At 35.9% G+C, this 276-nt stretch carries 1 protein-coding gene; it reads right to left on the bottom strand.

What is annotated here, in order from left to right; translation table 11 throughout:
- On the bottom strand, positions 1 to 276 hold a 276-nt coding region (locus SB679_RS24055; protein ID WP_410704757.1), incomplete at both ends, for an ankyrin repeat domain-containing protein.

Here is a 276-nt window from a genome sequence, read left to right as displayed (position 1 = left end):
CTCTGGATTTTTTATCAGCTCCCTGAGACAAAAGATATTTCGCAATGTCTGTATAATCCTTTTCTACGGCATACAGCAAAGCATTGTACCCATCGTCGTCAAAATGATACATGGGAGAATCCTTACCTTTCAGAGGAATCTTCTTTATAAATTCCAGATCATTGTTCTTTACCGATAGCAGCAGCAGTTTTCCAAGATCTCCTCTTTCAATTTTCTGAGGCTGATGGCTAACATATAATTCTTTTGCAATTTCAAAATTTTCATAAAAAATAGCAG

The sequence above is a fragment of the Chryseobacterium sp. SIMBA_029 genome, from assembly GCF_046535275.1.
Lineage (GTDB): Bacteria > Bacteroidota > Bacteroidia > Flavobacteriales > Weeksellaceae > Chryseobacterium.
Note: the sequence above shows the minus strand (reverse complement) of the source record. Positions and strands in the feature narration are given on the sequence as shown.